The organism is Pseudomonas sp. LY-1 (assembly GCF_053502595.1).
Map to the genome: position 1 here is coordinate 949,554 of NZ_CP094353.1, position 24,220 is coordinate 973,773.

Below are 24,220 nucleotides of genomic sequence, written 5' to 3' on the forward strand. Positions count from 1 at the left end.
GCCGACCAAATGTGGGAGGGGGCTTGCCCCCGATAGCGGTGGGTCAGTCACCTAATCTATGACTGAGCTGCCGCCATCGGGGGCAAGCCCCCTCCCACATTTGGATTGTGTACATCTTCAAAATGGAGGGGCCACAAACAACAAAGCCGCCCGAAGGCGGCTTTGTTGGGTGGAGCACTTACTGGTTGGCCAGCTTGTGTTCCAGGTAGTGAATGTTCACACCACCTTCGCAGAAGCCTTCATCGCGGACCAGATCCCGATGCAGCGGGATGTTGGTCTTGATGCCGTCGACCACGATTTCGTCCAGGGCGTTACGCATGCGGGCCATGGCCTCGTCGCGGGTGGCGCCCCAGGTGATCAGCTTGCCGATCAACGAGTCGTAGTTGGACGGAACCTTGTAGCCGCTGTACAGGTGCGAATCGACGCGAACGCCGTTGCCGCCCGGTGCATGGAAATGCTTGACCAGGCCTGGACTCGGGATAAAGGTTTTCGGGTCTTCGGCGTTGATCCGGCACTCCAGGGAGTGGCCGTGGATCTTCACGTCGTCCTGGGTGAAGGACAGCTCGTTACCGGCGGCGATGCTCAGCATCTCCTTGACGATATCGATACCGGTGACCATCTCCGAAACCGGGTGTTCTACCTGCACGCGAGTGTTCATCTCGATGAAGTAGAAACGGCCGTTCTCGTAGAGGAACTCGAAAGTGCCGGCGCCACGGTAGTTGATGTCGATGCACGCCTTGACGCAACGCGCCAGGACTTCCGCACGGGCTTTCTCGTCGAGGCCCGGTGCCGGTGCTTCTTCCAATACCTTCTGGTGACGACGTTGCAGCGAGCAATCGCGGTCGCCCAGGTGGATGGCGTGGCCCTGGCCGTCGGACAGCACCTGCACTTCCACGTGACGTGGGTTGGTCAGGTACTTCTCCAGGTAGACCATCGGGTTGCCGAACCAGGCAGCCGCTTCGGAGCGCGTCTGCTTGGCCGCTTCGATCAGGTCTTCTTCCTTGTGTACCACGCGCATGCCGCGACCACCGCCGCCGCCTGCGGCCTTGATGATCACCGGGTAACCGACTTCGCGACCGATGCGCAGCGCAGTGGTCTCGTCCTCGGGCAGCGGGCCGTCGGAGCCTGGAACGGTCGGCACGCCGGCCGCGATCATGGCGTCCTTGGCCGAAACCTTGTCACCCATCAGGCGAATGGTCTCGGCTTTCGGGCCGATGAAGGCAAACCCGGATTTTTCCACCTGTTCGGCGAAATCGGCGTTTTCCGCGAGGAAGCCGTAGCCCGGGTGGATGCCATCAGCGCCGGTCACTTCCGCAGCGGCGATGATGTTCGAGACTTTCAGGTACGAGTTCGCAGCCAGTGGCGGGCCGATGCAGATGCTTTCGTCCGCCAGTTTCACGTGCATCAGTTCGGTATCGGCCGTCGAGTAAACAGCGACGGTCTTGATGCCCTCTTCCTTACAGGCGCGCAGGATACGCAGCGCGATCTCGCCGCGGTTGGCGATCAGGACTTTTTGCAGTTTCTTCGCAGGTTTCAACATCGAAGGCGCTCCGCGGTTCAAACGATGGTGAACAGCGGCTGGTCGTACTCAACCGGCTGACCGTTTTCTACCAGAATGGATTCGATGACACCGGCTTTTTCGGCCGTGATGTGGTTCATCATTTTCATCGCTTCCACGATGCAGATGGTGTCGCCTTCTTTCACGGTTTTGCCGACTTCAACGAAGGCTGGCGAACCCGGTGCCGGGGTGCGGTAGAACGTACCGACCATTGGCGACTTGGCCACGAAGCCGTTCAGCTTGGGTGCAGCAGGCTCGGCGGCGGCGACAGGCGCAGCGGCGACCGGAGCGGCAGCGGCAGGTGCCGGTGCTTGCATCTGCGGCGCGTAGAATTGCTGGGCCGGGGTCTTGCTGTGACGGCTGATGCGTACAGACTCTTCGCCTTCCTTGATTTCCAGCTCGTCGATGCCGGATTCTTCCAGCAGTTCGATCAGTTTCTTAACTTTACGGATATCCATGAATCGTCAACTCCCAAGGGTCGGTCAGGGGCGCTTGGCCGGTTGTTCAAGTTGTTCCAGGGCGGCCTCCAGGGCCAGTCGATAACCGCTGGCGCCAAGGCCGCAGATCACACCTACCGCTACGTCGGAGAAGTAGGAGTGATGGCGGAAAGGTTCGCGTTTGTACACGTTCGACAAATGCACTTCGATGAATGGGATGCTCACCGCCAGCAGCGCGTCACGTAATGCAACACTTGTGTGCGTAAAAGCGGCGGGATTGATCAGAATAAAGTCCACGCCTTCGCCGCGCGCGGCATGGATGCGATCAATCAATTCGTACTCGGCATTGCTTTGCAGGTACAGCAAATGGTGGCCGGCTTCACGGGCCCGTCGCTCCAGATCGAGGTTGATCTGTTCCAGGGTCACTGCCCCGTAGACGCCCGGTTCGCGGGTGCCGAGCAGGTTCAGGTTGGGTCCGTGAAGAACCAGTAAGGTCGCCATCGGCTGTTCCTTGTTATTGATGTGGGTACGGCAGAACCCGGCGACTATGCCGCAAAGCGTTTATGACTGTCCAGTTCTATGCAGTAGGCAGCACGATTAGCGAGGATTGCGCGAAATTTGTGACTGCGGCCCAAGATCCGGTCATTGGTAATACCGTCTTGAAACCTGTGGCGATCAAATGTGGGAGGGGGCTTGCCCCCGATAGCGGTGTGCCAGTCTCAATATCTGTAACTGATCCACCGCTATCGGGGGCAAGCCCCCTCCCACATTGGTTCTTCGCATGGCGCTAGGTCGGGTCAGACGCGGAAGGCTTGCACGGCGGTGTTGAGTTGGCCGCCCAGCACCAACAGGTGTTCACCCTGGCTGCGGCCCTGGCCGATGCGCAGCAGGTTGTCCTCACCCAACTGATGAATCCGTTCGCTGTTATCGCGAATCTCACTCACCGCACCGCTCTGCTGCGCGGTCACATCGGCGATACGCACGGAGGTGTCGGAAATGGTCTGGATCGCCCCGACGATTTCATCCAGCGCGCCGTCGGCCGCTTGTGCTTGCTGGGCGGTGGCTTCGGCGTGTTCGACCTGCGCACGCATGCCTTCCACCGACTGGCGGGCGGCGGTTTGCAGGCCGGCGATGAGGCCCTGGATTTCGGCGGTGGCCCCAGCGGTGCGCTGGGCCAGGGAGCGCACTTCGTCGGCGACCACGGCAAACCCCCGCCCGGCGTCTCCGGCGCGGGCGGCTTCAATGGCGGCATTGAGCGCCAGCAGGTTGGTCTGGTCGGCGATCGAGCGAATCACCGTCAACACGCCGCCAATGGTCGCGGACTCTTCGGCGAGTTTCTCGATCATCTGCGCGTTTTGCTGCACTTCGCCCACCAGCGCATGCAGCCCGGTCAGGCTCAGGCCGATCACCCGCTGGCCGTGCTTCACCGCCTGGCCCGCGCTGCGGCTGGCGCCGGCGGCCTGGCTGGCGTCCCCGGCGACTTGTTGAATGGTCGCTTCCAATTCGCCCAACGAATCGCGGATCTGCGCGGTGTCCCCGGCCTGCCGTTCGGCGCCATCATGCAGGCCGCTGCTCAGCTCGGCCAGGGCGCGGCTGCTGCCGGCGACTTCCTCGGCATTGCCGCGAATGGTGCCCACCAGGTCCACCAGGTAGGCGCGCAAGCGGTTGAGGGAGGCTTCGATGTCGCGCAGTTCGCGGTTGGTCTTGCCCAAGGCAATCGGTTGGCTGAAGTCGCCTTCGCCCCAGGTCGACAGGGCCGGTGCCAGGTTGGTCAACACCCGTGCCAGGCGCCGTTGCAGAGTATCGATCAGCAGGGCGATCAGCAGGATCAGACCGATCATCACCCCTTGCATCAGGCGCACTTCGCCCTGGATCACGGCGTGCTGCGCACGCACGACCGGCTCCAGGCCGGCGATGGCCTGTTGCACGGCGGCGATTTTCAGTTGGGTGCCGGCGGCGAGGTCGGCGCGCCGCTGGATCTGCTCGCGGGTACGCTTGAGTTCGGCCGGGTAGCGGGTCAGCAGGCTGTTGAGTTCGCGCTTGAGGTCGACGCCGGTGTCTTGTGTTTCGGTTTTTTCGCTGTTTTCCAGGCCCATCAGCGCCGAAAAATCATCGGTGTTCGAACCGGCGTTGGCCTTGACCCCAAGTAAGGGCAGTTGCTCCAGCAGGTCGGCCTGGCCGCGGATATTGCTGACTTCGCGCTCCACATCATCCGCCAGTTCGGCGCGCCCGCTGCTCACCAGCTTGTCGCGGGCCAGGGACAGCTTGCCCAGGTGTTGGGACGCCGCCAGCAGCGGCGGCAGGTAGCGCGCTGCGGCGGGCGAATCGACCCCGATGGCGTACTGGCTCAGTTGCTCGAGGTTCGCGCCCAATTCGCGCTCGGCCTGCAACAGCAGCGCTTGCGGGTCGCCGGCCAGTTTGCCGGCGGCGAGCAGGTCGGTTTTGCTGAAGGTGTCCAGCTCCTTCAGGCTGGGACGCAGGCTTTGTGCGAGGTCGGCGGGCAATTCGTCCAGGTGCTGCAGCAGGCTTTCCAGGCTCTGGCTGGCGCTGCTCAAGCGCAGGGCGTCGCCGCTGGCGAGGTAGTCGTCGATGTTGCGTGCGGCCTGGTTCTGGAAGGTCTGCGACAACCCCAGGTAGCGTTCCATCAGCAAATAAGGCCGTTCCAGCGCGCGTTGCGACCACCAGAGCGTCGCCCCGAGTGCCAGGCACACGGCCACCAGAAGGAGGGTATTGAGATTGGTCAGCAGCTTCAGGCGCATGCGTGGTTTCAACCGACAGCAAAAGTTAAGTGCCTGAAGTTATTGCGTTTCTATTACAAAGTTATGACGGAGTCGCTGGATTCTGGTGAAAAGATGGCACTTTGACTTGATGTGTGCGCGGCTTGGACCCGATTGCGTCCGGCATCCTTGGCGCGGTACAGCGCCTCGTCGGCTTGGGCGGCCATCATCAGGCTGTCGGAATCGTCGCACAACTCCACCAGCCCGGCGCTGAAAGTACACCACAAGTCATGCGGCTGTGCCGGGTAGTGAATTTCGGCAAAGCGCCCACGGATTTCATCCAGCACCTTGCAGGCCGATTCCAGGTCGGTATCGGGCATCACAATCGCAAACTCTTCACCGCCGTAGCGGCCGATGTAGTCGGTCTTGCGCAAGCGCTGTTTGAGGAACAGCGCCAGGCTCTTGATCACGCGGTCGCCCATGGGGTGGCCGTGGCTGTCGTTGACGCGCTTGAAGTGGTCAATGTCGAGCATGGCAAAGCTCAACGGCTTGTTCTCGCGACGAGCGCGGAAGGTGCAGTCTTCGAGCAATTGCAGGATATGGGTGTGGTTGTACAGGCCGGTCAGGCTGTCGCGCACCATCCGCGCCTTGAGGTTGCGCGCACGGGCCGCGCGGTTGCGCACGGTGGTGATCAGGTGGCGCGGCTTGATCGGCTTGGTGAGGAAGTCGTCGCCGCCTTCGCTCATGGCGTCCAGCTGTTTATCCAGGTCGTCTTCGGCCGACAGGTAGATGATCGGCACGCTGACGTACCGGTCGTTATGACGGATCACCTTGGCCAGTTCGGTGCCGGTGCAGGCGGGCATGTACATGTCGAGGATGATCAGGTCGGGCTGGAAATCCGCCAGCTCGGCCATGGCCTGGATCGGCTCGATCAGCGTGCGGGTGATGATACCGGCGCTGTTGAGCAGGCGCTCGGTGTGCAGCGCCTGGGCCCGTGAGTCGTCGATGATCAGCACTTTATAGGGGTCGTATTGGGCGACGCAGGTCAGCACTTCGATCTTTTCCAGCAGGCTCGAGGCTTCCAGCGTGCCGGTCAGGAACTCCTCGCCGCCGGCGCGCACGGCGGCGAGGCGGGTCGGGGTGTCGGTTTCATGCAGGCTGAAAAACAGCAACGGCAGCTTTTGCTCCAGGCCTTGCTGGGCCTCGGCGGCCAGTTGGAGGCCGAGGCCCGGGCCGCAGAAATCCACGTCCATCACAATCGCCGACGGCAGGCGCTCGGCCATCGCCACGCGATACGCCGCCACGTCGTCCAGGGACTGGGCGCTCAGGCCAAAGAACTCCAGCTGCTTGGCCAGACGCTCGGCGCGATCATGATCGGCCAGCATCACGTAGATCGGCTTGCGCATCGGCGGCAGGAAGGTTTGCTCAAGCTGATCGCCCTGGCGCAGGCCGGTGCGGGACAGGCGTTGCATCAAGCGGTTGATTTCGGTGATCAGTTGACTGCTCAGGCGGCCGCGATTGGCGTCCACCGCTTTGAGCGACTCACCGATGTGCTGCGCCAGTTGGCCGTGTTCGGGCTGTTCGAAGCGTTCGGCGAAGCGCAGCAGGCGCAGGTTGGCTTCGCTGAGTTCGGAGAAGTCGGCGTCGGACCATTCGCTGCGTTGCAGGCGCTGCCAGATCTCAAGAATTTGACGTGCCTGATGAATTACCCGCTGGGCAAAGTGCTGCTTGAGACGCTCACGGCTGGGGTCTTCTGGCTCGGTCATATCCTGACTACTAGTGAAGGTGCGTGCTGAGGTCGACTGGTGGCTCTATGCTAGCACCTCTTTTCGGTTACATGAGTGTCATACGTCAATTAACTGCGAGTCCCTGGCATTCATTTAGTGACTAATTGGTCGTGCAGCGGAAAAAGCGCGCATCCTTTATAGTCGAATGCCCCCTGGGCGTCCGTTGGATCATAGTTGTAGGGCGAAAAGCCCGCATTGACGGGCACGATGGGGTAGGGTTGCTGTCGGAGTGTTTGAACGCACGCCGTCGATTGAAGTGCATGAACTCAAGTGATTGAAAGGATATCGCCATGCTGGACTGGAAAAACCGTGCAGGCAGTGCCAAAGGCCCCGCCCCTGAACCCAAGTCGGCCAACCGCAGCTATTTGCGTAGCGTGCTGATGAGCCGAGCGGTGCTTAGCGTACTCGGCTTGTATCTGTTGGTCACCGGTGCTTTGGGTTGGTACTGGAGCGAAGAGCCGGCGCTGTTCCCGGTCCAGCAGAACGCCCAGCTTGCCGCTGAAAAGGAAGGCAAGCAGATGGTGTTGGGTTACACCACCGTGGAAACCCTCAAGACCGTGGCCGGCACCTTGCTCAACAAGCCCGGGGGCTATATTTCCAACGACCGTTTCCCGCCGGGCCTGTGGATGGACAACATGCCAAGCTGGGAATACGGCGTACTGGTGCAGGTGCGTGACTTGACCCGCGCCTTGCGTAAGGATTTCGCCCGTTCCCAGTCGCAGTCGGCGGAAGACGCCGACCTGGCGAAGGCCGAGCCGCGTTTCAACTTCGACAACAAGAGCTGGGTGCTGCCTTCCAGCGAGTCGGAGTACCAGGAAGGCATCAACTCCCTGAATCGCTATGAAGTGCGCCTGTCCGACCCGAACCAGCGCGGCGCCTTGTTCTATGCGCGTGCCGACAACCTCAACAACTGGCTGGGCGATGTCGCCACACGCCTGGGTTCGTTGTCGCAACGTCTGTCGGCCAGTGTCGGCCGGGTCAAGCTGAACACCTCACTGAAAACCGAAGCGCTGGCGCCGGGTGAAGTGCCGCAGCTCGATGAAGAAGTGGTGGAAACCCCATGGCTGCAGATCGACAACGTGTTCTACGAAGCCCGCGGCCAGGCCTGGGCTTTGTCCCACCTGTTGCGCGCCATCGAAGTCGACTTTGCCGACGTGCTGGCCAAGAAGAATGCGACGGTCAGCGTGCGCCAGATCATTCGTGAGCTGGAGGCTTCGCAAGAGCCGGTCTGGAGCCCGATGATCCTCAACGGCAGCGGCTTTGGCATATTGGCCAACCACTCGCTGGTGATGGCCAACTACATTTCCCGGGCCAACGCGGCCGTGATCGACTTGCGTCAGTTGCTTAACCAAGGGTGATGATGGACGTGACTCAAAAGGAGGCCGCGCACCGCGCAGCCTCTGATGCGGAACTGATCTGCTGGGTCGACGAGCACGACAACCCGCTCGGCGCCCTGGTGCGATCCGACCTGCGCCAGCGCGGCCTGATCGGCCGTTGCACCTTTATTTTCCTGTTCAACTCGGCAGGTGAACTGTGCGTACATCGACGCACCCTGAGCAAAGCCCTGTACCCCGGTTTCTGGGACACGGCGGCAGGCGGGATGGTGGCGGACGGCGAGAGTTATGCCGAGTCGGCCGCCCGCGAGCTTGAAGAAGAGCTCGGCGTGGGCGGGGTGGAGTTGGTCGAGCATGACCATTTCTACTTCGAGGACGGTGACAGCCGACTTTGGTGCAGATCCTACTCCGCCGTGTGGGACGGTACGCTGTGCCTGCAGCCTGAAGAAGTCATGGAAGCGCGCTTTTTACCCCTTGAAATTGTCCTGCAGGAAGCGCAACAAAAGCCCTACTGCCCTGACGCGCAAGAGGGCTTGCGGCGCTATCTGGCCTCACGTCGCTAAAGTTGTATAAATTGGCGCGATTTGGCTCTTAGCAAGTGAGCTTTTTGTGGTTACACTGCGCGACTTTTCACCCGAACCACCCTTGTTCCACCCCCTGATTCCTGTAGGAGCGAGCTTGCTCGCGAAAACCTCAAGCGCGCTGTGGGCATCCTGAATGCCCGCGTCATCGTTGGCGATCTTCGCGAGCGAGCTCGCTCCTACAGGGAATCGGGGGCAATGACATGGGGGGTTCGGTAGCGCTGCCCCTGCCTGAGTGGGGCTTCGCGGTCGGCAACCGCCTGAGCGTTTGCCGATCAGTCTTTGTCCTCACAAGAGGATTGCCGGTGGCCAAAAAAGCCGCATCCTTCGCCGCCCTCGGTGGCCTGGTATTTTCCACCGACGCAGGTCGACACTGCCCGGACTGTCGTCAGCCCGTGGACGCCTGTACCTGCAAACAAACCCTGATCCCCGAAGGCGACGGCATTGCCCGCGTGCGACGCGAGAGCAAAGGCCGTGGCGGCAAGACGGTGACCACCATCACCGGCGTACCGCTGGCCGAAGATGCGCTGAAGGAACTCGCCACCACGCTGAAAAAGCGCTGTGGCACCGGTGGCGCGTTGAAAGACGGGGTCATCGAGATCCAGGGCGATCACGTCGAGTTGCTGTTGGCCGAGCTGATCAAGCTCGGGTACAAGGCCAAGAAGTCCGGCGGCTGAAAGCCTCTTCCCAACCAGTGTCTAAACTCTGTCCTGCGAGTGGGGTCTGACCTTACTCACAGGCAAATCGTCATTTTCATTCTTTAGACTGCGCCAGCCTCCAACGAGGGGCGGCGCCTTCGACTTCATTTATAGGGGACTTCAATGTCCGTACGACGCACACGCAAAGACGATGGCAGCCAATGGACAGTTGCGGACAGCCGCAGTGTTTACGGGATTCGTCATTGGGGGGCCGGGTATTTCGCGATCAATGATGCCGGTCGCGTTGAAGTTCGTCCGAACGGCCCGAAAAGCACGCCTGTCGACCTGTACGAGCAAGTCGACGAGCTGCGCAAAAGCGGCTTGTCCTTGCCGCTGCTGGTGCGTTTCCCCGACATCCTGCAAGACCGCGTGCGCCAGTTGACCGGTGCGTTCGATTCGAACATCGAGCGTCTGGAATACCAGAGCAAATACACCGCGCTGTACCCGATCAAGGTGAACCAGCAGGAGGCGGTGATCGAAAACATCATCGCCACCCAGGACGTGTCCATTGGCCTGGAAGCCGGCTCCAAGCCGGAACTGCTGGCCGTGCTGGCCCTGGCGCCGAAAGGCGGGACCATCGTCTGCAACGGTTACAAGGACCGCGAATTCATCCGCCTGGCGCTGATGGGCCAGAAGCTGGGTCACAACGTGTTCATCGTGATCGAGAAAGAGTCCGAAGTTGAGCTGGTGATCGAAGAAGCCGCCAACCTCAAGGTCAAGCCACAGGTCGGCCTGCGCGTGCGCCTGTCGTCCCTGGCGTCGAGCAAGTGGGCTGACACTGGCGGTGAGAAATCCAAGTTCGGGTTGTCGGCGGCGCAACTGCTGTCGGTGGTCGAGCGTTTCCGCGCCGCCAGCCTGGACCAGGGCATCCGCCTGTTGCACTTCCACATGGGCTCGCAGATCGCCAACCTGGCCGACTACCAGCACGGGTTCAAGGAAGCCATTCGTTACTACGGCGAATTGCGCAACCTCGGCCTGCCGGTGGACCACATCGACGTCGGCGGCGGCCTGGGCGTGGACTACGACGGTACTCACTCGCGCAACGCCAGCTCGATCAACTACGACATGGACGACTACGCCGGTGTCGTCGTGGGCATGCTCAAGGAGTTCTGCGACGCGCAGAGCCTGCCGCACCCGAACATCTTCTCCGAGAGCGGCCGTTCCCTGACCGCCCACCACGCCATGCTGGTGGTGCAAGTCACCGACGTCGAGAAGCACAACGACGAAATGCCGCAGATCGAGAACAAGGACAGCCTGCCGGAAACCGTGCAATGGCTGGTGGACCTGCTCGGTCCGACTGACATCGAGATGGTCACCGAAACCTACTGGCGCGCCACTCACTACATGAGCGACGTGGCCACCCAGTACGCCGACGGCAAACTGACCCTGGCGGAAAAAGCCCTGGCTGAACAGTGCTACTTCGCCGTGTGCCGCCGCCTGCATAACTCGCTGAAAGCGCGCCAGCGTTCGCACCGCCAGGTGCTCGACGAACTCAACGACAAGCTGGCGGATAAATACATCTGCAACTTCTCGGTGTTCCAGAGCCTGCCGGACACCTGGGCCATCGGCCAGGTATTGCCGATCCTGCCGCTGCACCGCCTCGACGAAGAGCCGATGCGCCGTGCGGTATTGCAGGACTTGACCTGCGACTCCGACGGCAAGATCAAGCAATACGTCGACGAGCAGAGCATCGAGACCAGCCTGCCGGTACACGCGCTGAAAGAGGGTGAAGACTACCTGCTGGGTATCTTCCTGGTCGGCGCCTACCAGGAAATCCTCGGTGACATGCACAACCTGTTCGGCGACACCGACTCGGTGAACATCTATCAGCGTGAAGACGGTTCGGTGTACAGCGCCGGGATCGAGACCCACGACACCATCGAAGACATGCTGCGTTATGTGCACTTGTCGCCGGAGGAGTTGATGACCCATTACCGTGACAAGTGCGCCAGCGCGAAGATCAGTGCCAGCGAGCGCACGCAGTTTCTGGATGCGTTGCGCTTGGGCCTGACGCGTTCGTCTTACCTGTCCTCCTAAGCACCCATCCTTGTAGGAGCGAGCTTGCTCGCGAAAAACGTTCAGGCAACACGGGCATCCAGACAGCCCATGTCATCGTTGACGATCTTCGCGAGCAAGCTCGCTCCTACAGTGACAGTGACAGTGACAGTGACAGTGACGGTGACGGTGACAGTGAGGGGTGCTTATCCCAGCCACTGATTCTGTCGGTTCAAACGCCAGGCAATCGTCCAAAGCGTAAGACTGCGCAGGGCCATGAACAGCAGGAAGCTGATCCACAGGCCGTGGTTGCCGTAGCTCTGCAACAGCCAGGCGAATGGCAGCAGGATCAGCACCGTCAGCAGCATGCCATTGCGCATTTCCCGCGCGCGCGTGGCGCCGATGAACAGCCCGTCCAGCAGATAACTCCACACCGCAATCAACGGCAGAACCGCCAGGTATGGCAGGTAGATGTCGGCGGTTTCGCGCACGCTGGGAATGTCGGTCTGCATGGCGATGAACAGGTGGCCGGCGAAGGTGAAGAGCAGGGCGAAACCGACGCTGGCGATCAGCGACCAACCGCAGGCGACCACCAATGAACGGCGCAACGCCTGACGGTCGTGCGCGCCAATGGCATGGCCGCACAGGGCTTCGACCGCATGGGCCAGGCCGTCCAGGGCGTGGGCCGTCAGCAGCAGGCCGTTGAGCAACAGCGCGTTGGCGGCCACGGTGGCGTCGCCCAGGCGTGCGCCTTGCACCGTGATCATGAAAAACACCGACTGCAACGCCAGGCTGCGGATAAAGATGTCGCGGTTCACCGCCAGCAGCGGGCGCCAGCTGTGCCAGCGTTGCAAGGTGGCCCAGGCGATATGCCCGGGGTAGGCGCGCAGGGCTTTTTGCGTGAGGGCCAGGCCGAGCAGGGCACCGGTCCATTCGGCGATCACCGAGGCGCGTGCGGAGCCGACGACGCCCCAGTCCAGTCCGAGGACGAACCACAGGTTGAGGGCGATGTTGACCAGGTTGGTGGTCAGCAGGATCGCCAGCGGTGCGCGGGCGTTTTGCGTGCCGAGGAACCAGCCGACCAGCGCATAGCTGGCAAGGGCGGCGGGCAGGCCGAACAGGCGGGTGTGGAAGAACTCGCGGGTCAGTTGATTGAGTTCGGCGGAGGGCTGCATCCATTCCAGGGCCAGGTGGCTCAGCGGGATGCCCACTGTACCGAGTAACATCGCCAGGCCCAGCGCCAGCAACAGACCTTGCAGCAGGATTTGCCGCAGCGCCGCGCCATCGTTGCGCCCGGCGGCCTGGGCGGCGAACCCGGTGGAGCCCATGCGCAGAAAACCCATGGCCCAGGCCAGGAAGGTATACAGGCTGGCCCCGACAGCCACGGCGCCCAGTTGGTGGGCGTGGGGCAGGTGGCCGATGACCATGCTGTCGACCAGGGCCACCAGCGGTACCGAGATGTTCGACAGGATCATTGGCGCGGCCAGGGCCCAGACGCGGCGGTGGGTGGGGCGGTGGCGCCAGTCGGTCAGTAAGGTAGGCATGCAAGCTCCTTGGGGGAGGCGCATTGTAACTGTCCCTTAGCACGTCGCAGAACCAATGTGGAATGGGGGGTTAAATGTGGGAGGAGGGCCAATGTGAGGAGGGCCAAATGTGAGGAGGGCCAAATGTGGGAGGGGGCTTGCCCCCGATTGCAGTGGATCAGCTACAAATAAGCTGACTGACTCACCGCCATCGGGGGCAAGCCCCCTCCCACATTTGGCCTCATTCCACATTTAGCTCTCATTCCACATTTAGTCCCCCATTCCATATTTTGATTTTTTGTGATTTTGATCTTTTGTGTTTGTGGGATTTGGCTTGGATCGCGTGATGCGAAGAACCAAACTGCCCTCCGTCGGTCAATGTGACCAGCGCCACATCGGCTTGGCCGGCGCTGATATATAGTTCACCCCTCGGTTCCCTCTGACGACGAGTGCCCCATGCTTAACAAAGGACTGTTCCTGGCTTGTGCGCTGGCCCTGCTTAGCGCCTGCGATTCTTCCGATAAACCGACTGCGCCGAGCGCGCCGGCGGCTGTGAGCAGTGTGGCGCCGAAGCCGGCCAAGGCGGCGGTGGATGTGGCGGCGCTGAAGCAGCGCTATGCCGGGCGTGAGCTGAGTGTGGTGGACGTGTCCGAGGTGCAGTTGGACGGCGCCAGCACCTTGTCGGTGAGTTTTTCCGTGCCGTTGGACCCGGAGCAGAAATTCGCCGACAAGCTGCATCTGGTGGACAGCAAGTCGGGCAAGGTCGACGGCGCCTGGGAGCTGTCGGATAACCTGATGGAGTTGCGCCTGCGCCACTTGGAGCCGCAGCGCAAGTTGGTGCTGACGGTCGACCCCGGCGTGCGCGCGGTGAACAACAACCTGTTGCCCGCCGAGTACGTCGCCCGCCTGGAAACCCGTGACCTGCAAGCCACCGTCGGTTTCGCCAGCCGTGGCACGCTGTTGCCCACGCGCCTGGCCGAGGGGTTGCCGGTGATTGCGCTGAATGTCGACAAGATCGACGTCGAATTCTTCCGGATCAAGCCCGAATCCCTGCCATCGTTCCTCGCCCAGTGGGGGCGCAACACCAGCCTGCAAAGCTATGAGTCCCGCGAGCTGCTGCCGCTGGCCGATCTGGTCTACGGCGGCCGCTTCGACCTGAACCCGGCGCGCAATACCCGCGAAACCCTGTTGCTGCCGATCGCCGGCCTCAAGCAATTGCAGCAGCCGGGCGTATACCTGGCGGTGATGCGGGCGTCGGGCACCTACAACTATTCGCAACCGGCCACGCTGTTCACCTTGAGTGATATCGGCCTGTCGGTTCACCGCTACGCCAATCGCCTGGATGTGTTTACCCAGGCGCTGGACGGTGGCAAGGCGCTGGATGGCGTCGACCTCGAAGTGCTCGATGCCGAGGGCCGGGTGGTGGGCCAGGGCAAGACCGAGCAGGGCGGTCACGCCGAATTGCCGTTGCCGAAAAAGGCCCAGGTGCTGTTGGCCAAGCAGGGCGAACAAACCAGCCTGTTGCGCCTGGACAGCGCCGCGCTCGATCTGGCGGAGTTCGATATCGGCGGCCAACCGTCGCACCCGCTGCAGTTCTTTGTGTTCGGCCCACGCGATCTGTATCGCCCTGGCGAAACCGTGCTGCTTAACGCCTTGCTGCGCGACAAGGACGGCAACGCGGTCAAGCCGCAGCCAGTGAGCGTCGAAGTGCGCCGCCCGGATGAGCAGGTCAGCCGCAAATTCGTCTGGGACGCCGACGCCTCCGGCCTCTATCAATATCAATTGCAATTGGCCGGCGAAGCGCCGACCGGGCGTTGGCAGCTGGTGTTCGACCTGGGCGATGGCAAGCCGCAGTTGTACGAGTTCCTCGTCGAAGACTTCCTGCCCGAGCGCCTGGCGCTCGAACTCAAGGGCAGCGACACGGCATTGAGCCCGGCGGATAACCCGGTCATTCAGGTCAACGGCCGCTACCTCTACGGCGCGCCGGCGTCGGGCAACCGGGTCAGCGGGCAGGTGTATGTGCGTCCGCTGCGCGAGGCGGTGAAATCGCTGCCGGGTTACCAGTTCGGCTCCGTCACCGAAGAAGAGCTGAGCCAGGATTTCGAACTGGATGAAAGCGTGCTCGACGCCAAGGGCCAGGAAGCCCTGACCCTGGAAAGCAAATGGGCCGACGCCAAGTCGCCGCTGCAACTGATCGTGCAAGCCAGCCTGCATGAATCGGGCGGGCGGCCGATCACCCGGCGCCTGGTGCAGCCGATCTGGCCGGCCGAGCAGTTGCCGGGCCTGCGCGGGCTGTTTGACGGCAAGGAAACCAACGGCGACGGCCCGGCGGAATTCGAAGTGCTGCTGGCCAACCAGGACGGGCAGAAACTCGCCGCGAAAAACCTCAAGGTCCGCCTGGTGCGCGAGCGCCGTGACTACTACTGGAATTACTCGGACAGCGACGGCTGGAGCTACCACTACAACGAGAAATTCCTCAACCTCGACGAACAGAGCCTGGACATCAAGGCGGGCGACACCGCCAAGGTCAGCTTCCAGGTGGAGTGGGGCCCGTACCGCGTCGAGGTCGAAGACCCGCAGACCGGGCTGGTCAGCAGCCTGCGCTTCTGGGCCGGCTACCAGGCCCAGGACAACACCGAAGGCGGCGCCGTGCGCCCCGATCAGGTCAAGCTGGCGCTGGACAAACCCGCCTATGGCGACGGCGATACCGCCAATGTCACGGTGACGCCGCCGGCGGCCGGTAAAGGCTATCTGCTGGTCGAGTCCGCCGAGGGGCCGCTGTGGTGGCAGGCGATCGACGTGCCGGCCGAGGGCAAAAGCTTCGCCGTGAAACTCGACCCGAAATGGGCGCGCCATGACCTCTACGTCAGTGCCCTGGTGATCCGCCCCGGCGAGCGCAAAGCCAACATCACCCCCAAACGGGCGGTGGGCCTGCTGCACCTGCCGCTGGATCGCACCCAGCGCAAACTGGGGCTGACCCTCACCGCGCCGGAAAAAATGCGCCCCAAACAAGCGCTGACGGTGAAAGTTACCGCGAAAAATGCCGACGGCAGCGTGCCCAAGCAGGTGCATGTGCTGGTGGCGGCAGTCGACGTAGGCATCCTCAATATCACCGAATACCCGACGCCCGATCCGTACTCCAGCCTGTTCGGCCGCAAGTCGTATGGCGTGGACCAGTTCGACATCTATGGCCAACTGATCGAAGCCGGCCAGGGCCGCCTGGCGAGCCTGGCCTTCGGCGGTGACGCCGCATTGGCCAAGGGCGGCAAACGCCCGGACACCAGCGTGACCATCGTCGCCCTGCAAAGCGCACCGGTGACGTTGAACGCGCAGGGCGAGGGTGAAGTCAGCGTCAATATCCCCGACTTCAACGGCGAATTGCGCCTGATGGCCCAGGCCTGGAGCGATGACCGCTACGGCATGGCTGAAGCCAAAACCGTGATCGCCGCACCGCTGATTGCCGAACTGTCGGCGCCGCGCTTCCTCGCGGGCGGCGACCAGACCAGCTTGGCGCTGGACCTGTCCAACCTGTCGGGCAAGGCGCAAAAGCTCGACGTGCAACTGAGCGCCGAAGGGCAACTGGAACTGGTCGACAGCGCCGCGCAATCGCTTGAACTGAAACAGGGCCAGCGCACCACGCTGCGCATCCCGGTGAAAGCCTGGGGCGGCCTGGGGCAGGGCAAGCTCAAAGTCACGGTGAATGGCCTGGACCTGCCCGGTGAAAACCTGCCGCCGTTCAGTCGCGAATGGACCTTGGGCGTGCGCCCGGCCTATCCGGCCTTGCTCAAGCACTATCGTGCGGTGCTCAAGGAGCAGCCGTGGAGCTTGCCGGCGGGGGCGCTCGATCAATTCGACAGCGCGGGGCGCGAGGCGTTGTTGAGCCTGTCGAGCCGGCCGCCGTTGAACCTCGGCGCGCAAATCAGTGCGCTCAAGGCTTACCCCTACGGTTGCCTGGAGCAGACCGCCAGCGGCCTGTACCCGTCGCTGTATGCCGACGATGCCTTGCTCAAGCGCCTGGGCATCAAGGGTGAGCCGGACGCCGAGCGCAAACGCAAGATCGAGCTGGGCATCGAACGACTGCTGGGCATGCAGCGCTACAACGGCAGCTTTGGCTTGTGGGGCGCCGATGGCGAAGAGGAATACTGGCTGACCGCCTATGTCACCGACTTCCTGCTGCGCGCCCGCGACCAGGGCTTCGCCGTGCCGCCGCAAGCCTTGAAGAAAGCCAGTGAGCGTCTGCTGCGTTATGTGCAGGAGCGCAACCTGATCGAAGTCGATTACAGCGATAACGCCGAGCACACCCGCTTCGCTGTGCAGGCCTACGCCGGCCTGGTACTGGCGCGCAGTCAGCAGGCGCCTTTGGGCGCGTTGCGCAGTCTGTTCGAGCGGCGCAGCGATGCGCGCTCCGGGTTGCCGCTGGTGCAACTGGCCATCGCCTTGCAGAAGATGGGCGACCAGCCGCGTGCCGATCAAGCCTTGCTCGCAGGGCTGGCGGCGCAGCGCAATGCCAAGGAATGGCTGGCCGACTACGGCAGCCCGCTGCGCGACCAGGCGATGATCCTGGCGTTGCTCGAAGAAAACGACCTGGCCAAGGGCAAGCGTGAAGAGCGCTTGTTCACTTTGTCGGATCAATTGGCGGCCAGCCCGTACCTGTCGACCCAGGAACGCAACTCACTGTTCCTGGCCGGGCGCCTCGGGTTCGCCGAGCCCGAGTCGAATTGGCAGGTGTCGCTCACCGGCAGCGGCGGCGTGCGCGAATTGAATAATCAACAGTCGACACTGGCGTTGACGGGCGCGCTGCTGTCCAGCGACTTGAGCCTGCGCAATCAGGGCGAGACGCCGGTGTACCAGCAGTTGACGATCTCGGGGTATCCACAAGTGCCACCGGCCGCCGGCGGCGACAACCTGAGCATCCGCCGCGAATACCTGGGCATGAACGGCCAGCCGCTGAACCTGCGTAGCCTCAACAGCGGCGACCTGGTGCTGGTGCATCTGGCGGTCAGCGCCAAGCAGCGTGTACCGGATGCCCTGGTGGTGGACCTGCTGCCGGCAGGCCTGGAGCTGGAAAACCAGAACCTCGCGCAAAGCGCCGCAAGCCTGGAAAACGCCAGCAGCCAGGTGAAGGAATGGCGTGAGTCGATGCAGAACGCCTCGCTCAAGCATCAGGAGTTTCGTGATGACCGCTACGTGGCGGCGATGAACCTGGATGGCTATGGCACCACGCACTTGTTGTATCTGGCGCGGGCGGTGACGCCGGGGACGTATCGGGTGCCGCCGCCGCAGGTGGAGTCGATGTATCGGCCGAACTGGCAGGCGGTGGGTGAGACGCCGGTGGATCTGGTGATCAAGGGGCGTTGAAAGCTCGATGTGGAATGGGGACTAAATGTGCAGTGGAGGCTAAATCTGGGAATGGGGCTAAATGTGGAATGAGGGCTAAATGTGGGAGGGGGCTTGCCCCCGATAGCTGTATTTCAGTCAATGCATCAGGTGACTGACCCACCGCCATCGAGGGCAAGCCCCCTCCCACAGGGATTGGTGGGGTTTTTTTGGGGTTAGTGGACTACCCAGCTGAGTAGCCACAGGCCGAGCATCAGCCAGATGATGCCCATGATGATCGATGTGCGCATGAAGGCACGTACCGCCGAGTACAGCAGCATCAGGCCGAGGATCAGGGTAATGATGCTGATGATGGAAGTGTCCATGCCCAAGGTGCGCGACAGGCCATCGATAAAGTTGCCACCGGCGTGGGTCAAGGCACCGAAGATGCCGCTGAGGCCGTCGACGATAAAACGGATGACGGAACCGAGCGCCTGGCCCAACCATTCGAAGAAGCTTTCTACCTGCATGTGTGTGTCCTGATGAGAAGGTGGGCGTGTCTGTGCCTTTGGTTGTTATTGCGACAGGCTAGTTCCCTACAAGCATAGAGGTTTGCCCGTTTGAGTTTGCGTTTAGTTGCTCGCTGGACCCTCGCGAGCCTGCTCCTGATGATTGCCCTGCTGTGGTTGGCCGACCGCATCTGGCCCCTGCCGCTGCCCAGGGACGACCTGGCGCGGGTGGTGCTGGCCGAGGATGGCACGCCGTTGTGGCGGTTTGCCGATGCCAATGGCGTGTGGCGTTACCCAGTGCAAACCGCTGAGGTGTCGCCGTATTACCTCGATGCGTTGCTCACCTACGAGGACCGTTGGTTCTACCAGCACCCCGGCGTAAACCCGTTCGCGCTGGCGCGGGCGACGTGGCAGAACCTGACCGGTGCGCGGGTGGTGTCGGGCGGTAGCACCTTGTCGATGCAGGTCGCCCGTTTGCTCGATCCCCACTCGCGCACGTTCCACGGCAAGCTGCGCCAGCTGTGGCGCACCGCGCAGTTGGAATGGCACTTGTCCAAGGCCGAGATTCTCAACCTGTACCTGAACCGCGCGCCGTTTGGCGGCACCTTGCAAGGCGTGGCGGCGGCCAGTTGGGCGTATCTGGGCAAGTCGCCGGCGCAACTGACCCACGCCGAAGCCGCCTTGCTCGCGGTGTTGCCCCAGGCGCCGAGCCGCCTGCGCCCCGACCGCCACCCCCAGCGCGCTCAGGAAGCGCGGGACAAGGTGCTGCGCCGCCTCGGCGAGTTCCAGGTATGGCCGTCATCGGCAGTCGCCGAAGCCCTGGAGGAACCGTTGCTGCTCGCGCCGCGCCTGGAGCCCAGCCTGGCGCCGTTGCTCGCCCGTCGCCTGAACCGCCCCGACAGCCCGCCGCTGATCCGCACCACCCTGGACGCCACCCTGCAACGCCGTCTCGAAGACCTGCTGCTGGGCTGGCGCGCGCGTTTGCCGGAATACACCTCGGCGGCGATCCTGGTGGTGGAGGAAGACAGCATGGCCGTGCGCGCCTACCTCGGCTCGGTGGACATCAATGATGCCAAGCGCTTCGGCCATGTGGACATGATCAGCGCCCTGCGTTCGCCGGGCTCGACCCTCAAGCCCTTCCTGTATGGCATGGCCCTGGACGACGGGCTGATTCACTCCGAATCGCTGTTGCAGGATGTGCCCAGGCGCTATGGCGATTACCGGCCGGGCAACTTCTCCATGGGCTTTACCGGCGCGGTGCCGGCGAGCACGGCGTTGTCCAGTTCGCTCAACCTGCCGGCGGTGCAGTTGCTGGAAGCCTACGGGCCGAAGCGCTTCGCCGCGCAGATGCGTATCGGCGGGGTGCCGCTGGCGCTGCCGGCGTTGGCCGAGCCGAACCTGGCGCTGATCCTGGGCGGCGCGGGCAGTCGCCTGGAAGATCTGGTGAGCGGCTACAGCGCTTTCGCTCGCGACGGCAGGAGCGCCACGATTCGATTACGGCCGGACGATACGCTTAAAGAACGGCCTTTACTGTCGCCAGGGTCCGCCTGGATTGTGCGGCGTATCCTCAGCGGCCAGGCGCGGCCCGACCGCGACCCGCGCGCCGAACTGGTGCAGCGCCCGGTGCTGGCCTGGAAAACCGGCACCAGCTACGGGTTCCGCGATGCCTGGGCGATCGGCGTGGGGCCGCGCTATTTGATCGGCGTGTGGATCGGCCGCCCCGACGGCACGCCAGTGCCGGGGCAGTTCGGCTTGGCCTCGGCTGCGCCCTTGATGTTGCAGGTACACGATGTGTTGACCAACCGCGACAGCCAACGCGGCATCAGCGCGCCGGTCAAACCGGTGCCGGCGAACGTCGGCGTGGCGGCGATCTGCTGGCCGCTGGGCCAGCCCATGAGCCGCAGCGATCCGAATTGCCGGCGCCAGCGTTTCGCCTGGACGCTGGACAACACCACACCGCCGACCTTGCTGGCACTGGATCAACCGTTGGGTGTGGGCTTGATGGAAAGCGTCTGGGTCAACCCCAAGGGTTTGAGGGTGGACGCCCATTGCCCGGGCGCGCAGTTGAAGAACATTGCCCTGTGGCCCGCGCCGTTGGAACCCTGGCTACCACGGGCCGAACGCCGCGACGCACGCTTGCCGGCCGCGGACCCCGATTGCCCACCGCCGGCCCTGGCGGCGTCCTCGCCATTGTCGATTGTCGGCGTGCGCGAAGGCGATCAACTGCGCCTGCCCGCTGCCAGCCAACAGGCGCTGCGCCTGAAGATCTCGGCGCTGGGCGGCAGTGGTCGGCGCTGGTGGTTCCTCAACGGTGCGCCGTTGGGCGACAGCGCCAACCAGGACAGCATCAACGCCAGTTTCGAGCAATTGGGCCGCTACCAGCTCAGCGTTCTCGACGAGGCCGGCCAAACCGCCCGAATCGAATTCAGCGTCGTCGACTAGACCCCATCACCGCCAAACCAGCCCCCACATTCTGATTTGCGAATCCATTCAAATGTGGGAGCAGGCTTGCCTGCGATAGCGCCCTAAAGTCCATCCCCCGGATTCACTTGCCTTCATCCCTGATCCCCCCGAAGCTATACCCCTTCAGGAGCCCCTCATGAACCTCGAACACCTCACCGAACGCCTGCATCGCATCCGCGATACCAACGACTGGAAACAATTCCACAGCCCGAAAAACCTGGCCATGGCCGCCAGCGTGGAAATGGCCGAGTTGGTGGAAATCTTCCAATGGCTCACCGAAGACCAGTCGCGCCAGTTGCCCGCCGACACACTCGCCCATGCCGGCCAGGAAGTCGGCGATATCGTGCTGTACCTGCTGTTGCTGTGCAGCGAGTTGGGCCTGGACATGAACGAGGTGGTGCGCGCCAAGCTGGCCGACAGCGAACGGCGGTTTATCCATGAGTGATCGTCACTTCGACCAACTGGCCACGCGTTTTGCCGAGAAGATCTACGGCGGCGCCAAGGGCGCGATTCGCCTGGCGGTGTTGCAGGCCGACCTCACCGAAGCCCTGCCGCAACGGCCGTTGCGTGTGCTGGATATCGGCGCGGGCCTGGGGCACATGTCTCTCTGGCTGGCCGAGCGTGGGCATCAGGTGACCCTGGCCGAACCCGCCGAGCCGATGCTGAGCGGTGCGCGCCAACGCTTCGCCGAGGCCGGGCAGAGCGCGACCTTCATCCATGCGCCCTGGCAAGACCTGCTCGGCCAACTCACCGAACCCTACGATGTGGTGCTGTGCCACGCCGTCCTCGAATGGCTGGCCGAACCCCACGCGATCCTGCCCGTGCTGCACCAGTTGACGGTGCCTGGCGGCTGGCTGTCCCTGGCGTTCTACAATCGCGATGCGCTGATTTACCGCAACCTGCTCAAAGGCCACTTCCGCAAAATGCGCAAGAACGACATGGCCGGCGAAAAACAGAGCCTGACCCCGCAGCAGCCGCTCGACCCGCGAGAGCTGGCGGCGCAACTCGAGGGGCTTTGGCAGGTCGAAAGCCAGAGCGGCGTGCGGGTGTTCCACGACTATATGCCGGTGGAATTCCAGGCCCGCGTGGCGTTGCAGGATGTGCTGGAGATGGAGCTCGCCCATCGTCGTCACCCAAGCTTTGCCGGACTTGGGCGTTATTTGCACTGGATCTGCCGTCCGGTTTAAGCGGCCCAGTCAGTGGAGGTCGAAATGCGTCGTTTCGGGTTAATCCTGTTGTCCCTTGGGCTGGGCGCCTGCTCCAGCCCCAATCCCTACGTGGCCACCTCGGCGCCGATGCCGCCGGCTCCGGCCCAGGCGGCCAGGACCTTTGATGCCAGCGCCTACCCCGCGCCAGTGCGTGACTACGGCGCCTACCGCATTTGGGCCTGGCGCAACGGCCAGTTGCCGGCGGGCACGGCCTGGGCGGACTCGGCGCAGATTGCCGAAGCGGTCAGCGGCGCCCTCGACCAGCGAGGCTTGCGCCCCCTGCACGACAACCGCGCGCCCGACCTGCTGGTGAGCGCCGACGTGCATCTGGAGAAGCGCCTCAAGCAGGTCCAGGATGACTACGGCTATGGGTACGGTGGCTACAATCGTTATGGCAATGGCTACGGCATGTACAACGCGGCGCCGATCGTGCGTACCTATGAAGTTCAGGTCGTGGTGGTGCGGGTCAATCTGTTCGATGCACGCAGCGGTCAGCCGGTGTGGAGCGCCAGCGCCGAAACCGGCAGTCAGGGCAGCCTCAGTGAGCGAGCCGATGCGTTGCGCAAGGCTGTGCAAAAGGCAATGACGGCGTATCCTCCCAGTTAACAGCTATTCTCATTTAATGCCCGGGTCGCTCGTTGGAGAACCACCATGTTTGGACGTATCGCAACGCTCGCTTTGGTCGTGCTGCTGGGCGGTTGCCAGACCAGCCAGGTCAACCACGATTTTGATGCCAGCCGGGACTTCGGCGCCTACCGCAGCTGGGCCTGGAAAGACCCGGCGCTGCAATACCGTCCCGATGATCCGCGGATCAAGAGCGACCTCACCGAACAACGTATCCGCCAGGCCGTCGGCGAACAACTCGACCAACGCGGCCTGCGCCCTGCGGCGGCGGGCACCCGGGCGGACCTGAATGCGCAGGCCTACCTGATCGTCGAAGACCGCCAGCAACAAGTCAGTACCAACTACGGCGGCGCCTGGGGCGGGCCGTGGAATGGCTACTGGGGCGCGCCGATGTACAACGAAACGCGCAACATCACCTACAAGGTGGCGACCATCCAAATCGACCTGCTCGACGGCAAGGACGGCAAACTCGTCTGGCGCGGCAGCGACGAGCAGATCATGGCCAGCTCGCCCGAGCCGCAGGATCGCAGCAACGCCATCCGCAAGACGATCGCGCGAATCCTTTCCAGCTACCCGCCGCGCTGACACGCTGTTGCCCCGAGAGAGATGAGCGGCCGGTTTCAGCCAATCGGCCGCCACCGGCCGACCATGTGCTCAATCTCCCCCGAGCCTTTCAACCACAACTGGCCACTGGGGCCGGCGACGCTGGCGTGCAGGGTGACCTCGCTGGGCAGACGCACCGGTTTCTTGAATTCGACTTCTATTTCGATATTCGCCGCGGGCAGGTGCTCGCCGAGGGCGGCGAGGGTGCGCGCCTTGTTCCACAGGCCGTGGGCGATGGCTTGGGGGAAACCGAATAGTCTGGCGGTCAGGGCGCTCAAGTGGATCGGGTTGTAGTCGCCGGACACCCGGGCGTAACGACGGCCGATATCGGCCGGGGCTTTCCAGCGGGTCAGTTCGCTGACCTGGGTGGGCGTGGGCAAGGCGTCGTCTGCCGCTGCACCGTCGAGCTTCACGCCACGGCAGAGCATGCGGCTCTGCGCTTCCCACAGCAGGCCGAGGGCATCTTCGGCGGTGGTCACCAGCTCAAACGTCGCGCCCTTGGCGTGGGGTTTGAGATGGTGTGCGTGAACGGCGATGGTCAGCTCACTCACCGCCCCCAAGGGCCGATACACACGGATGCGATTGCGCAGGTGGACCAGCCCCAACAACGGGAACGGAAACGATGGCGCCGTCAGCAGTTTTAACTGCAGGCCGAACGCCAGCACCTGCGGATACGTCGCCGGCAGCATCGGGCTGTCGGCAAAGCCACACACCTGCCGATACGCCGCCACCTGCTCGGGGTTGACGCTCACGCGGCAGCGAAACCCCTGCTCGGGCAAATGGCTGCCGGTGATCCTGCGCTTGAGCGCCGCGCGCCAGTACAACGGCGCAAACTGCGGCGGGTGGTCCAGGGTGGTCCAGTCCATG

The 24,220-nt window shown here is 63.1% G+C and carries 18 protein-coding genes; 10 read left to right on the top strand and 8 right to left on the bottom strand.

The genetic code is table 11. From position 1 onward, the window contains the following. Window positions 1–178: 178 nt before the first annotated feature. From accC to MOQ67_RS04205, 5 genes are all read right to left on the bottom strand, one after another. On the bottom strand, window positions 179–1,540 hold the full coding sequence (gene accC, locus MOQ67_RS04185) for an acetyl-CoA carboxylase biotin carboxylase subunit (RefSeq protein ID WP_017849667.1): 1,362 nt from the start codon (window positions 1,538–1,540) through the stop codon (window positions 179–181). 17 nt (window positions 1,541–1,557) lie between these two features. Beyond that, on the bottom strand, window positions 1,558–2,016 hold the full coding sequence (gene accB / locus MOQ67_RS04190) for an acetyl-CoA carboxylase biotin carboxyl carrier protein (protein ID WP_017849666.1): 459 nt from the start codon (window positions 2,014–2,016) through the stop codon (window positions 1,558–1,560). Window positions 2,017–2,040: 24 nt separating this feature from the next. Next, window positions 2,041–2,496, bottom strand: coding sequence for a type II 3-dehydroquinate dehydratase (gene aroQ / locus MOQ67_RS04195; RefSeq protein WP_017849665.1), 456 nt, complete (start codon window positions 2,494–2,496; stop codon window positions 2,041–2,043). Window positions 2,497–2,792: 296 nt separating this feature from the next. Next, window positions 2,793–4,754, bottom strand: coding sequence for a methyl-accepting chemotaxis protein (locus MOQ67_RS04200; protein WP_017849664.1), 1,962 nt, complete (start codon window positions 4,752–4,754; stop codon window positions 2,793–2,795). 53 nt (window positions 4,755–4,807) lie between these two features. Then, window positions 4,808–6,478: a response regulator gene (locus MOQ67_RS04205; RefSeq protein WP_017849663.1), complete on the bottom strand. Its 1,671-nt coding sequence runs from the start codon at window positions 6,476–6,478 to the stop codon at window positions 4,808–4,810. 401 nt (window positions 6,479–6,879) lie between these two features. On the opposite strand from MOQ67_RS04205, the gene MOQ67_RS04210 reads away from it, so the two are divergent. From MOQ67_RS04210 to speA, 4 genes are all read left to right on the top strand, one after another. Next, window positions 6,880–7,857: a DUF2333 family protein gene (locus MOQ67_RS04210; protein ID WP_370737517.1), complete on the top strand. Its 978-nt coding sequence runs from the start codon at window positions 6,880–6,882 to the stop codon at window positions 7,855–7,857. A gap of 2 nt (window positions 7,858–7,859) precedes the next feature. Beyond that, window positions 7,860–8,396, top strand: coding sequence for an NUDIX hydrolase (locus MOQ67_RS04215; RefSeq protein ID WP_177032561.1), 537 nt, complete (start codon window positions 7,860–7,862; stop codon window positions 8,394–8,396). Between the two features lie 323 nt (window positions 8,397–8,719). Continuing rightward, window positions 8,720–9,091, top strand: a complete 372-nt coding sequence (locus MOQ67_RS04220; RefSeq protein ID WP_017849660.1) for a translation initiation factor Sui1 — start codon at window positions 8,720–8,722, stop codon at window positions 9,089–9,091. A 144-nt stretch (window positions 9,092–9,235) separates the two neighbouring features. After that, window positions 9,236–11,149: an arginine decarboxylase gene (gene speA, locus MOQ67_RS04225; RefSeq protein WP_017849659.1), complete on the top strand. Its 1,914-nt coding sequence runs from the start codon at window positions 9,236–9,238 to the stop codon at window positions 11,147–11,149. A gap of 164 nt (window positions 11,150–11,313) precedes the next feature. On the opposite strand, the gene MOQ67_RS04230 is transcribed toward speA, so the two are convergent. Further along, window positions 11,314–12,651 (bottom strand): MATE family efflux transporter, encoded by a 1,338-nt coding sequence (locus MOQ67_RS04230; protein WP_198718241.1) that lies wholly within the window; start codon window positions 12,649–12,651, stop codon window positions 11,314–11,316. Between the two features lie 435 nt (window positions 12,652–13,086). Here MOQ67_RS04230 and MOQ67_RS04235 point away from each other — a divergent pair, with 435 nt between their 5' ends. Further along, window positions 13,087–17,988 carry an alpha-2-macroglobulin family protein gene (locus tag MOQ67_RS04235; protein ID WP_198718240.1) on the top strand — a complete coding sequence of 1,634 codons (4,902 nt, stop codon included), beginning with the start codon at window positions 13,087–13,089 and terminating at the stop codon, window positions 17,986–17,988. A 194-nt stretch (window positions 17,989–18,182) separates the two neighbouring features. Here MOQ67_RS04235 and MOQ67_RS04240 read toward each other — a convergent pair whose 3' ends face one another. Then, window positions 18,183–18,476, bottom strand: coding sequence for a hypothetical protein (locus MOQ67_RS04240; RefSeq protein WP_198718239.1), 294 nt, complete (start codon window positions 18,474–18,476; stop codon window positions 18,183–18,185). A gap of 90 nt (window positions 18,477–18,566) precedes the next feature. Between MOQ67_RS04240 and pbpC the strand changes: the two genes are divergently transcribed. The 5 genes from pbpC to MOQ67_RS04265 all read left to right on the top strand — a co-directional run bounded on the left by pbpC (window position 18,567) and on the right by MOQ67_RS04265 (window position 23,335). Beyond that, window positions 18,567–20,897, top strand: a complete 2,331-nt coding sequence (gene pbpC, locus MOQ67_RS04245; RefSeq protein WP_198718238.1) for a peptidoglycan glycosyltransferase PbpC — start codon at window positions 18,567–18,569, stop codon at window positions 20,895–20,897. Window positions 20,898–21,054: 157 nt separating this feature from the next. After that, entirely contained in the window at window positions 21,055–21,363 is a 309-nt protein-coding gene (locus MOQ67_RS04250; protein WP_017849654.1) for a MazG-like family protein, read from the top strand. Next, a complete protein-coding gene (locus MOQ67_RS04255) occupies window positions 21,356–22,105 on the top strand; it encodes a methyltransferase (RefSeq protein ID WP_017849653.1) in 750 nt (249 codons plus the stop codon). The genes MOQ67_RS04250 and MOQ67_RS04255 overlap by 8 nt, the downstream gene beginning before the upstream one ends. A 24-nt stretch (window positions 22,106–22,129) precedes the next feature. After that, a complete protein-coding gene (locus tag MOQ67_RS04260) occupies window positions 22,130–22,732 on the top strand; it encodes a DUF4136 domain-containing protein (protein WP_017849652.1) in 603 nt (200 codons plus the stop codon). A 45-nt stretch (window positions 22,733–22,777) separates the two neighbouring features. After that, window positions 22,778–23,335, top strand: a complete 558-nt coding sequence (locus tag MOQ67_RS04265; RefSeq protein WP_046485731.1) for a DUF4136 domain-containing protein — start codon at window positions 22,778–22,780, stop codon at window positions 23,333–23,335. A 35-nt stretch (window positions 23,336–23,370) separates the two neighbouring features. On the opposite strand, the gene MOQ67_RS04270 is transcribed toward MOQ67_RS04265, so the two are convergent. Continuing rightward, on the bottom strand, window positions 23,371–24,219 hold the full coding sequence (locus MOQ67_RS04270; protein ID WP_198718237.1) for a MaoC family dehydratase: 849 nt from the start codon (window positions 24,217–24,219) through the stop codon (window positions 23,371–23,373). Window position 24,220 lies beyond the last annotated feature (1 nt).